Below are 11,491 nucleotides of genomic sequence, written 5' to 3'. Positions count from 1 at the left end.
AAAATAGCTCAATAACAAGGCTAAAATTATGATACATAGTTGTTCTATATAAATAATTTTTAACGTCGTTAGTGAGTTATTTAATACGCTAGAATGATCATGTTTTTAATAAAATTGGTATTAATATGCCCATTCGTTTAAGTATTCCCTTTGATTGTTCAACAATTTATACGAATGGGTATAATATATTCTTCCCTTGAGAGTGCTTCGGCGCTCTTTTTTTGCCTTACTAATGCACAATCATTTTTTGTTTAATTGCTGGCATTAACGTTTTGCCATCGCCATCCACTTTGTTTAACAATTTAAGCCCCATTACTTTTGCAAGCACCGGATAGATATCAAGGTTACTTACTTTTTCGAGGCTTACACCTTGCTTAAAGGCAGGGCCAACAGCAATAAGTGATGCCGCCATATCCTCTGTATATGCATAACCATGAGTGCCTAAGTACATTGGCTTTTTACCATTAGTAAATACCGCTGGCGCGGTCGTTTGCACCACAATATCACCTACGCGAGTACCTTTATTATAATGATATGCAGCTAATTGCGCGTCAGTTAATACAGTATAGCGCCCGTTTGCTGCTTTTTGTAAACGTGCCTTGTAGCCTTTAATATCGGCATTTTTAGCATCGGGTTGCGTGTAAATAAGCAAACGTGGCCCCGTGTTTTTTACTAAAAAGTTTTTATCTTGAGGAAGGGTCGTTGTATCAATACTTTTTTCGGGGTCGATGCTTGTCATACCATGATCAGAGACAATAACTAAATTTACATCTTGCTCTAGTTTACTTAAACGCGTTTGCAACTGCCCCATTAATTCATCTAGCTGCTTAACGGCATCACGAGTTTGTGGCGCATCGGGGCCAAATTCGTGGCCCATACTATCAACCAATGAAAAATAACTTGCTACAAAACGCGGACGTTGTGCTTTTGGTAAACTTAACCACTGAATAATTTGATCAACACGTCTTTGATAGTCACTGTATTTTGAGTAATGGTAATAGTAATCAGGGGTCATACCGTTAAATAACGCATCCGACTCAGGCCAAAAGTAAGTTGCAGATTTAAGCCCCTGCATTTTTGCCAAATTCCAAAGCGGAATACCCTTTACCCATGTACTGTCGCCCAGCGCTTTACCCATGCTATAGCATTCATTTTTACGCGCTTTATCGCAAAAACTATTATCAACAATGCCATGATTTACCGGCAATAAGCCCGTAATAATAGAAATATGATTAGGAAACGTTTTAGTTGGATAAACTGGGATCAATTTTTGAGCGCGAACGCCACGATCAGCCATTGCTTTTAAATTTTCTGCGCCGTGCTTTTCAATGTAATCCCAACGCAAGCCATCAATTGATACCAGCACCACGGTTTGCTCTTTTGCTGCAAACGCAGTACTACTTATTCCTACTAAAAGGCATAGCGCTATCACCTTTAGAATCCATTGCTTCATCATAATTACTCGCCTGCTTTAAAATACGTTAAATACTGAAAAATCTAACTTTATAATACAATTGGCGACACCCAAATGATACAAGCACCTGTACCTAACTCGCCTAGGTGTATATATTAACGTTTAAGTATTAATAAAGAATGACATCGCGCACTTAATTTGCCAGTCATCAATTATAAAAAGGACTACGATGACTATCGACTTTAGTAAAAAAATAACGCCAGCGCGTATGTATCGCACTACATCTAACTTGCAAATGGCGCTTGAAAGCGACCGTGGTCGCATAATAAATAGCGCAGCTATTCGTCGGTTGCAGCAAAAAACACAAGTTTTTCCACTTGAGCGTAATGCAGCAGTTCGTTCGCGTCTTACTCATTCACTTGAAGTACAGCAAGTTGGTCGTTTTATAGTGCAGCGTATTTTTGCTAATTTAAGCTACCAACAGCAAAAAGACTACGGGCTAACAGGGCTTGAACGCCCACTCGAAAGCTTAGTCGAAATGGCCTGCCTGATGCATGACATAGGCAATCCACCCTTTGGTCACTTTGGCGAAGCTGCAATTAACCATTGGTTTAATAATAACTTAGTGAGTATTACACCAACACGTTGCCAAGAGCCTAATACCGGCATAGGTGTGGTATTTAAACACCTTGCGCTTGATATTTGTAACTTTGAAGGTAATGCTCAAGGCATACGTATTATTCATTCTTTACAAACGCTTAATTTAACGTATAGCCAAAGCGCCGGTATTTTAAAATACACTCGTCCAGCGGGACTTGATGTAAAAAACATACCGCAAAACAAAAATTACTTAATGAAAAAAGTAGGTTACTACTACAGCGAAAAAGCCTTTGTTGAAGCATTGCAAAACGAGCTCACTATTGAGCCATATTGCCGCCATCCCGCAAGTTACATAATGGAAGCTGCCGACGATATATCGTATTGCCTAGCCGATATAGAAGACGCTGTAGAAAAGGGCATAATAAGTACCGAGTTCCTTTGCACACAGCTTAAAAGTCATTATAAAAAAGCACTTATAAACCTTACAATAGACGACACCGAGCATGAAAACTTTGTAGATAAAGCGGTAGATTACGCACTCGATCGCGCCAAAGCCCAGCCGTACAATTTTAACAGTGAGTTTTTTATATACCTTAGAGTATCACTACTGCACCCGCTCGTTGGCCATGCTGCAAAACGGTTTATCGAAAACATAGAGCCTATTTATCATGGCGACTTTAACTATGCCCTATTAGAAGACAGAAGCCACCTACACGCGGTAACCAAAACACTAAAACAAGTAGCCCTTGAGCATGTTTTTTCTAACAAAGAGGTCGAAAAGCTAGAGCTGCAAGGTTACCGAATTATTAACGGCCTACTCGATTGCTATAAGCCATTACTGCTATTAAACAGCGATGACTTTAAGCGCGCATTAAACGGCGACTCACGTCTATTAATAGAATCACGCTTGGTTAAAAAGCTTTCTAAAAAACACCTAAATAGCTACCAACATGCCATAGATGCCATGCAAGAAGAGCCCGATCATTTTGCCGCCTATGAGTTTTACTACCGCTGTAGATTAATTCAAGATTATATAAGTGGCATGACAGACCAATTTGCTTACGACGAATATCGCAGCCTTATGGTAATAGACTAAACCGACTCTAGATAATTTTTAATTTTGCGCTTAAAATCAAACCATTAATGTTTAAGCGCTTTTACCTTTATGATAACTTTATTTACACGCCTCACACTTTGTTTTGCCCTACTTTATAGTATTAATAGCGCAGCTTATAACGAGGCTATGTGCATACTTATAAAACAAGAAATGCAGCAACACAGTAACGATAAAACAAGTAGAAACTACCGTAATGCAGTACGCGATCACAGTAAAAACTGTATCCCTTCCAAGCAAGTGCAAACACAGATTAAAACTGTACCAATTACTGCTAAGCCAACGCCGGTAGTCGAAAAAACCAGTGAAGCAGTGAGTGAAGCAATCACTGAAACAGTAAATAAAAACGTAGTTAATGAACAACAGGCACCCACTGTTGAGCCTCTTACAGATAATAAAAATCAGGCCATGCTTGATGCAAAACCAGTAAATCACAAACCACAAGCTAATCCAAAAGTGGTTATTCCAGAGCAAAAGCCAACCCCGCCGAATACTCCTATAAAATCAGACAGTACGCTCACTAAAGAAGTACTCCCAGCACCTTTATCAACATTAAAACCTGCGCCAACGTTAATTCCTACTCAAACCTCTGAGCCAGTAGTAAAAAGCACACACTCACTTCTTTTACCTAGCTTGATACTGCTTATAGTGGTGCTTATTGCAGTTATGGCTATAGTCCGTTTGCGCCGTGCTAAGCAAAACAAAGAAACCACCGCTATTTCGAGCGTAGCGCAAACATTACCAACACCAACAACTCCCCCATTGAATGCATCTAAAGCAAAAGTAGCCGAACCTGCAGCCGATAATATAAATAAAAAACCAACAATAAATGCCTTAGATCAAAAAAAATCAGCTATATTAAGTGAGCCAATACCACAGCTTAATACCGCAGAGTTTGAAGCCGCAGCAAACAATGCTGTAGCGCGTATAAAAAGCGCCAATGACTTTAATGAGCCAGAAGTTCGTAAATTTGATCCCGATGCCTTAGCAATTAACAATCCGCATAAGCACGAAAGCGCAGTAAGTAATGATCAAAAGGGTGAGGAGTTAGTTTCAGAGCCGGCCATCATAACCCCTGAGTTAATACACTCACCTGCACCTAATGAAAATGCACATGCAGTTGAAAAAGTATTTGCACCGCAGGCGACTTTATTTAGTAACGAGCACGACTTTAAAGAGCCTGAAGTGCGCACTTTCGATCCTGATGCGCCATTACCTGGAGTAAAAATACAGGAAAAGCCAAAACCTGTTGAACCTAAAGTTAAAGCTGCAAAAATTGACAGCAGCAATCCATTTGCAAACCTATCGTTAGATCCAAGCTGGGATCCCGAATCAACCGAAAAACCAGTTATAGAAAAGAAAAAACGTACTCCTAAATCACAAGCGTTAATAGATGCAGAAGCGCGCGCTAAAAGCATGCAAACCAAAGAGTAGCTTCTTACGTATTTGCTTGAGCGAATATGCTGTTTAAACATGAACTAGCCAGCTTTTACAAGCTATTGTTATGTTTAACTAAGATTTATACAAAAAAGGTAAAGTTATGCAAATAAGTTTTATGCTAATGGCTAAATTAAAATGCTGTATTTATGCTATGCCTTTATTGTTAATGGTTTTTATAAGTTATTACAGTCACGCGATTGAGGTAGAAAATCAGGCTGCGACTAATAACCTTAAAACCCTGCAAATTAGCGCTGGTGATTGGCCACCATTTTTAAGTGAATCGTTACCCTATAAAGGCGTAATTGCTCACCTGATCACTGACGTATTTGCACAAGCCAATATTGAGGTCAGCTTTACATTTTTACCTTGGCCGCGCGCCTATCACGACACCCTTAATAATAAATACGCAGCCACCGCAGTGTGGATGTTTGAAAAAGACCGCGCACGTCACTATTTATATAGCGAGGCGGTACTAAATGAACGGTTTGTATTTTTTTATCAAAAACAGCGGCAGTTTAGCTGGTATAAACTCAGTGATTTAAAAGGTCTACTACTAGGAGGCGGGCTCGTGTACAGTTATGGCAAAAAGTTTGATAAAGCAATTGAAGAAGGCTTATTTGAAATATCACGCGTAAGTACAACAGAGCAAAATTTTCAACGTTTAGTGATGGGCCGTATTGACGCTTTTGCCGAAGAGCAAAACGTAGGTTATCACACCTTAAATACCAAGCTGCCTGAGCTTATTGATGCTATTAGCCATCATCCAAAGCCAGTGTTAGTAAATCAAAGTTTTTTATTATTCCCAAAAAATAACCCAAACAGCGAAAAGCTATTAGTTATTTTTAACCAACAGTTAGTAAAGTTTAAGCAAACAGGCCGCTACCAAGCGTATTTTGATGCCCTAGAAAGCGGCGCTTATAAATCACTTATTAGCGTCGAAGTAGAGTAACACCGCATAGAACATTTAAACGCCTCTCACGTGAGCAAGCTCTACGTCTACAAACAAAGCTCACCTAATCACCTGTAAATACCGAACTTGCTCGCGTATACAAACAAAACCCACCTAAACACCTGTAAATACCGAACTTGCTCGCGTAAAAAGCGAAGCTTTTAATTACATTTACTTATATCGCACTAGCGGTGGCAACAAACAAAGCTGGCCTAAACACCTGTAGACGCTCAGCTTGCTTGCGTAAAAAGCGCAGCTTTTAATTACTTATATGCATTAGCGGTGGCAACAAACAAAACCAACCTAAACACCTGTAGACGCCAAGCTTGCTTGCGTAAAAAGCGAAGCTTTTAATTACTTATATGCACTAGCGGTGGCAATAAACAAAGCCAGCCTAAACACCTGTAAACGCCAAGCTTGCTTGCGTAAAAAGCGCAGCTTTTAATTACTTATATGCACTGGCGATGGCAACAAACAAAACCCACCTAAACACCTGTAGACGCCAAGCTTGCTTGCGTAAAAAGCGCAGCTTTTAATTACATTTACTTATATCGCATTAGCGGTGGCAACAAACAAAACCCACCTAAACGCCTGTAGACGCCAAGCTTGCTTGCGTAAAAAGCGCAGCTTTTAATTTGTAGGTATGATCTAACATCACGCTTTATTTTAATTTTAAACCACTGCGGATGAGGCATTTATAACGCAAATCCAAACCTAATTTCCATCCGTCCACTCACCTCATCAATACACTCCAAACAGGTTAAAAATTATGTACTTTAAAAGGTATTTTTAACCACTGAGAATATTCACGTTTAAGATTTGGTAATTGTGTATACAATATCTTTTTTAATTTTTGTTCAGACAACTTGCTACATGGTGACTGTTGCTCAGTAAGCATTATATTTTTTAGTAAAGCTCTACCTGCCTGTGTATCCATTAAAAAATAAATAGCAGCCCAGCTACTTGCATAAAGTTTGCTGTTGTCGCCTTTTTGCCATGTATCCTCCAAGCCGATTAACCAATTAATTGTAAATACACTTTTAGCGATACTGCTATTTGTTGTCCACGATCTATTTGGCTCTACAATAGCCGTTTGCATATTATTTTTAGTCAGCTCAAAGTACTCCGCAAACCCTTCATTTAACCATCTTGGTGTGTAACCTAACACAGCCTTATTAATAGCATGCACCGCTTCATGAACAGACGTGCGCATTGCACTTTGCGCGTTGTCATAATTAATAAAAGCAGAATTACTCGCGTGAAAATACATACCCGCAGTGTTTGTAGGGTCACCACCGCGTTGCTTTATTGTGGCCTCATAAGCTCGGCGCGTAGGCAATACCGTTAAATTCAGCTTTACCTTTTTAAGTGCATGCACGCCAATAATCTGCCCATATACCTTAAATACAGTATTGAGTTTAATGCGTAGCTCTTGATTAAACGACGACGGTAAATTAGGCGTTTTTAAGGTAAGCTCAAAGTAATCTAACGATTCAATAAAGCCAGTATCGTAAGTTGCCACTGCAAAATCCGGTTTTTTATCACTAAAATGCGGCACACCGTCACTGTCTGTCCACGTAAATATATCGCCATTACGTTTATATTTAACCTCACCTAACGATACATCTACGCAACGCGTATTGTTAGCCTGAAATAAATGATTATCGGCAGATACTAATGCATTTTGTAAAGTTGCCGTGCTTACATTTTTGGGCTGTTTAGTTGCTAGCGGTTCAGTAGCTACCTTCGACGATAAACTACTATAAATTCGTTTAACCTCGCCTATAGGATCGTGATAATTAAATACCCGCCCAGTAAAATGATTAGCAATAAATGCCGATGCAATTAGCAGCACAAAAAATACAAACACCACGCTTAATTTTGTTTTAAACATATTTATGAACGCTCTTTCCACTGTGCTTCAAAAAGCTCTTTTTGTTTGCCTCTATATTCACTGCACCACACAAAGTCGGCCGAGCTCATGCCTTTTTTACGACAACGTTTAGGCAGTTTATAAAATTTAGATCAAGCATCAAGTTTGGCTTGGTCACTGTAACTATCACTGTGCAAAGACATATTTGATACCTTTTGGTTGAGTAACCAATGACTATTCGATGTTTTAGTCGTCGCAGAGGAAATGGCTTGGTAGGAACTACTCGCTTTTTTAGGTGTATTGCAATAATCAGCAAGCAAGGTAAATAAAACTTTATCGCGTGCAGTTAAACGCTCACTTTCTTTTGTGCTGTAGCCACCTCTAAATTGCGATCGGATAGCTTCGCGTTCTTTTTTAATACTATCGCAATGAGCTTGGGAGTACGCCTCATCAGCATATAGCTCTGTAGCAAATACTGTGGTTAAAATTAGTAAAATCCATTTAATCATTGTTAATCCATTAAATTAATAAGCTTAAAAGAGTGTACCTATAAATGCTTTAAAGTACATCAAGATTACTCGCACGAAAAGTGCAGCTTTTAACATGCAACAGTGCCCGTTCAACCTAAAAACATTTATTCGCCTCATACAATGAGGCGAATAACAGGGTTAATTGCCTCATTACTTTTAAGCGCTACACAGAGAATAAATAAACAAGCAATTTAAAACGAGGTGTAAACCTCACCTATAATAATTTAAACACCACATTCAACAAAACCGTAGGTGCGATCTTACATCGCGATTTTGGTTTTAATTTATTTTTCAAACCTAAATAAACGCATCCATACTTGGTAATTGTATTATTTGCTCACTCAGCTTATTTGCAACTCTATTAATTATTTTTATGCATAAATCAATGTGAGCTAATTCAGAAGTAAATAAGTTATTTTTGAGTTTAAATGTATATTTATCGTCCACAAGTTAACTTTACCTTATTTATAAATAATAGAATCTAAGCTTCATCAATAAAATATAAATTACTTAAGCTCATCTAAGCAACTGCAGATGCCCAGCTTGCTATTAAATAAAACTAATATCAATTTTAATGTTCACTAGAAAACTGATAGGTTATTATTACAGTTTTTATCAATGGTTAGTTTTTCGTGGCAAATGAAGTTATACAGAAAATAATTAAGTACTTGCAGCAAAACACCGACATTGACGTGGTTTGGTTATATGGCTCCCACGCAAAAGGGACAGCCCAACCCCATAGTGACATTGACTTAGCCGTAGCATTTAAAAACTTTGATCTGGAGTTCTTTTATAAGCGCCTTAGACCAAAAGAGCTTGAGCTTGAAATAAGTAATGCACTCAACCTCAATGAGCAACTTGTTTCTATTATAGATATAAATATTATTCCAAGTTATTTAGCTTTCAACGTTATTGAGTATGGAAAAATAATTATAAGCAATAATAGTGTTAGAGCGATGAAAGAGCAGCAACGTATTTATAGCCAGTTTGAATTTGAAACCATAGCGAGTAAACATGACTGATACCGGAATTACACTTTATTTAAGTGAAGTAACACGCCATATTGACGAATATATAGATGAACTCGACGAACTCAGTCAAATCGATTCACTTAATAGCAGAGACTACCGAGCTGCAGAGCGATTACTACAGTTAATGACCGAGGTGTGTATTGGTTTATCAAAACATTGGCTAAAGCAGCACAAAAGTAGTACCAGCAGCAATGCCTATCAAACATTTAGCGAACTTACTAATCTAGGCTTTTTGAGCGAGGCAGAACTACTTTCATGGCGTAAAATTATAGGCTTACGAAATGCACTTGTTCACGATTACTTAAATATTGATCAAAGTATTGTAAAAACAATTATTAAAAAGCAACACTACATAACTATGCACGTATTTAGCATTAAAGCGATTACAGAGCTAAAAAAAGATTCATAAATAAAACCTCACCTACAGTAATTTAAGCACCGCGCTCAACAAAAGCGTAGGTGCGAATTTACTTCGCACTTTGGCTTTTAAACAAAGCTCACTCAAACACCTGTAGGCGCAAAGCTTGCTTGCGCGAAAAGCGTAGCTTTTAAAATAATTTACTTATATCGCGTTGGCGATGGCAATCAAAGAAAGACAAGCGCCGGTCTCTCTTTGGAATCACACGACACGGCGTGCCCCGCAACTTTACTTATCTTTAAACACTAAATTAATATGAACGTAAACGCGATGAAAGCACAACTTTCACATCCCTGTACGCTGCCCAGTTCGGGTATCCATACCCTCTCGTTCAAAACTACGTTTTTCACCCATTTGCAAGCATCGCTTTTCTCGAATCCATGCGAGGTAATTACTCATTAATTATGTGTTTTGCAGGTGAAGTGGAAGGGGAAAATATCTTAGCTGCTGCCTTAAAATTGGCTGTAGGCGCAAATCTTGCTCGCGCGAAAAGCGAAGCTTATTGAATTTACTATAACATTAGCAACCACAATTGCTTTACTCTTACTAAATGAAAAGCAATTATGTATTGACTACTTAATTAAAAATCATTAGTCTTTTTTAAACAATTAAAAAGTAAGGATACTGAGTCATGGCTCTAGAAATTAGAATCTGCTTGGATGCAGTTACTGCAGAAGTAGTAAAATGTAAAACTGATAAAAACAATACTTTCTCACAAGATAACAATCACATAAAAAGTAAAGTAATCACCTCAGGTACACCATATATTTGGCGCAAAGAATACACTGACTCTTTAACCGCTCCCACAACAGAACAAAAAAATATAGTCAATCAATTTGCGCTTTTATCAGCACAATCAAGAAGAAACATAGCTGGAATGCTGCGAGATTTTGGCAGCTAAACATTACTTGCTATTTCTGACTTTCAAGCTCAAGTTATACCATTTTTAGCAAACAACACACATGGTATTGTTGGTTCAGGCGCAACATCAATAGAAGCTCGCAGTTCAAAATTTGTTACTTTAGCGGGTAAATATGAAGCATCTTTAAAAGATATACGGGCCGCACATGAGTCAGGCATGCCTAAATACAATATGGTCGCTTTAGAGCAAAAAGCTCTTGGACTATTTAAAGAGCTTCAACTTAAATATCAAGCTGAACTACAACGTTTTATGAATACTAACCGTGCAAGTCGCAGAGGAACGGTTTGGTCTAACCCAAATCGTGGCGTTCACATAGCTAAGAGTGCCAAACACTCCACTAAATTAGATATAAGTAGCACCGCAGAATTTAAAAAAATTAAATATATTGAAAACACAGGACGCTGGCTTGGTAATGGAATGATCTTACTCGATGGCGCTTTTAGAGCAAACTCGGTTTACAACGATTACAAGAATGGTGGCGACTGGCAAAGAAGTCTATCAACTGAACTAGCCAGCTTTGGAGCTTATACTGGGCTTGGTATATACGTGGGTTCATCTTTAACGACTGCACTAAGCACAGCTTTAATTTTAACACCTTACGGATGGATTATTGCTATTGGGGTTGGTCTTCTCGCTGGATTTGCGATGAGTATTGGCACAAATGCTTTAGTCAAAAAAACGACGGAAAACATTTATGATCGCAAGCCTATCCACACGGGTATTTTATAGATGGAGTTTGCATCTTTTTTAGTTTACTTATTTTTTATTTTTCTCATTAGTACTTTTACTTCTGGCATTTTATTTTCGAGAATTTCAGTTAAACATATTAACAAAAATATGGAAAAAGATGGTGTAGAAGCCCCTACTTGGGATAAAGGCATTGGCGCTAGTGTATCATTTTATATATTTGCGATATTCTTTGAACGCTCACGCGTACCAACTCCGATGTTTGATGGACGCTTTGTAGCCAAATATGCAAGACCTGTTGATAAAGTAATAGGTGCAATTCACTCTATTTCAGTGGCAGGAACAATAGTGTGTCTTTGTACAATTACCTATCTTCAAAGTAGTTAATACAGACATTGATCAGACCAATTTCAAAAATTTCGATTTAATTTAAACGCTTAATTCTCTTTAATTTGATAAAATAACATCTCAACTTTGAGGTGTATATGAATCTAAAAATCAAACGGTTAGACC

Annotated in this window: 11 protein-coding genes; 8 read left to right on the top strand and 3 right to left on the bottom strand. The window is 38.1% G+C overall.

What is annotated here, in order from left to right; genetic code table 11:
- Positions 1-229: 229 nt before the first annotated feature.
- Positions 230-1,453: an alkaline phosphatase family protein gene (locus H5119_RS19210; protein WP_182703376.1), complete on the bottom strand. Its 1,224-nt coding sequence runs from the start codon at positions 1,451-1,453 to the stop codon at positions 230-232.
- A gap of 190 nt (positions 1,454-1,643) precedes the next feature.
- Here H5119_RS19210 and dgt point away from each other — a divergent pair, with 190 nt between their 5' ends.
- From dgt to H5119_RS19195, 3 genes are all read left to right on the top strand, one after another.
- Positions 1,644-3,110: a dGTPase gene (gene dgt / locus H5119_RS19205; protein WP_182703374.1), complete on the top strand. Its 1,467-nt coding sequence runs from the start codon at positions 1,644-1,646 to the stop codon at positions 3,108-3,110.
- Positions 3,111-3,179: 69 nt separating this feature from the next.
- Complete coding sequence (locus H5119_RS19200; RefSeq protein ID WP_182703373.1) at positions 3,180-4,562, top strand: cell surface protein; 1,383 nt, start codon at positions 3,180-3,182, stop codon at positions 4,560-4,562.
- Positions 4,563-4,668: 106 nt separating this feature from the next.
- Positions 4,669-5,517 (top strand): ABC transporter substrate-binding protein, encoded by an 849-nt coding sequence (locus tag H5119_RS19195; protein WP_220492918.1) that lies wholly within the window; start codon positions 4,669-4,671, stop codon positions 5,515-5,517.
- A gap of 760 nt (positions 5,518-6,277) precedes the next feature.
- On the opposite strand, the gene H5119_RS19190 is transcribed toward H5119_RS19195, so the two are convergent.
- Together H5119_RS19190 and H5119_RS19185 are read right to left on the bottom strand one after the other, a co-directional pair.
- Entirely contained in the window at positions 6,278-7,411 is a 1,134-nt protein-coding gene (locus H5119_RS19190; protein ID WP_182703372.1) for a DUF1570 domain-containing protein, read from the bottom strand.
- Between the two features lie 131 nt (positions 7,412-7,542).
- Positions 7,543-7,899 (bottom strand): hypothetical protein, encoded by a 357-nt coding sequence (locus tag H5119_RS19185; protein WP_259399043.1) that lies wholly within the window; start codon positions 7,897-7,899, stop codon positions 7,543-7,545.
- 653 nt (positions 7,900-8,552) lie between these two features.
- Here H5119_RS19185 and H5119_RS19180 point away from each other — a divergent pair.
- The 5 genes from H5119_RS19180 to H5119_RS19160 all read left to right on the top strand — a co-directional run bounded on the left by H5119_RS19180 (position 8,553) and on the right by H5119_RS19160 (position 11,365).
- Positions 8,553-8,942, top strand: a complete 390-nt coding sequence (locus H5119_RS19180) for a type VII toxin-antitoxin system MntA family adenylyltransferase antitoxin (RefSeq protein WP_182703371.1) — start codon at positions 8,553-8,555, stop codon at positions 8,940-8,942.
- Complete coding sequence (locus H5119_RS19175) at positions 8,935-9,360, top strand: type VII toxin-antitoxin system HepT family RNase toxin (protein ID WP_182703370.1); 426 nt, start codon at positions 8,935-8,937, stop codon at positions 9,358-9,360. The genes H5119_RS19180 and H5119_RS19175 overlap by 8 nt, the downstream gene beginning before the upstream one ends.
- A 640-nt stretch (positions 9,361-10,000) precedes the next feature.
- Positions 10,001-10,270 (top strand): hypothetical protein, encoded by a 270-nt coding sequence (locus H5119_RS19170; protein WP_182703369.1) that lies wholly within the window; start codon positions 10,001-10,003, stop codon positions 10,268-10,270.
- Positions 10,271-10,447: 177 nt separating this feature from the next.
- Positions 10,448-11,020: a hypothetical protein gene (locus H5119_RS19165; protein WP_182703368.1), complete on the top strand. Its 573-nt coding sequence runs from the start codon at positions 10,448-10,450 to the stop codon at positions 11,018-11,020.
- Positions 11,021-11,365, top strand: coding sequence for a hypothetical protein (locus tag H5119_RS19160; protein ID WP_182703367.1), 345 nt, complete (start codon positions 11,021-11,023; stop codon positions 11,363-11,365).
- Positions 11,366-11,491 lie beyond the last annotated feature (126 nt).

Source organism: Pseudoalteromonas sp. SG45-5, from assembly GCF_014164085.1.
GTDB classification, from domain to species: Bacteria; Pseudomonadota; Gammaproteobacteria; order Enterobacterales; family Alteromonadaceae; genus Pseudoalteromonas; species Pseudoalteromonas aliena.
This window is presented reverse-complemented; position numbering and strand designations above follow the sequence as displayed.

What these genes read in the sequence shown, in the direction of transcription:
- H5119_RS19200 (WP_182703373.1), top strand. Translation starts at nt 3,180, where the DNA reads ATGATAACTTTATTTACACGCCTCACACTTTGTTTTGCCCTACTTTAT.
- dgt (WP_182703374.1), top strand. Translation starts at nt 1,644, where the DNA reads ATGACTATCGACTTTAGTAAAAAAATAACGCCAGCGCGTATGTATCGC.
- H5119_RS19175 (WP_182703370.1), top strand. Translation starts at nt 8,935, where the DNA reads ATGACTGATACCGGAATTACACTTTATTTAAGTGAAGTAACACGCCAT.
- H5119_RS19185 (WP_259399043.1), bottom strand. Translation starts at nt 7,899, where the DNA reads ATGATTAAATGGATTTTACTAATTTTAACCACAGTATTTGCTACAGAG.
- H5119_RS19165 (WP_182703368.1), top strand. Translation starts at nt 10,448, where the DNA reads ATGCCTAAATACAATATGGTCGCTTTAGAGCAAAAAGCTCTTGGACTA.
- H5119_RS19190 (WP_182703372.1), bottom strand. Translation starts at nt 7,411, where the DNA reads ATGTTTAAAACAAAATTAAGCGTGGTGTTTGTATTTTTTGTGCTGCTA.
- H5119_RS19160 (WP_182703367.1), top strand. Translation starts at nt 11,021, where the DNA reads ATGGAGTTTGCATCTTTTTTAGTTTACTTATTTTTTATTTTTCTCATT.
- H5119_RS19210 (WP_182703376.1), bottom strand. Translation starts at nt 1,453, where the DNA reads ATGAAGCAATGGATTCTAAAGGTGATAGCGCTATGCCTTTTAGTAGGA.
- H5119_RS19170 (WP_182703369.1), top strand. Translation starts at nt 10,001, where the DNA reads ATGGCTCTAGAAATTAGAATCTGCTTGGATGCAGTTACTGCAGAAGTA.
- H5119_RS19195 (WP_220492918.1), top strand. Translation starts at nt 4,669, where the DNA reads ATGCAAATAAGTTTTATGCTAATGGCTAAATTAAAATGCTGTATTTAT.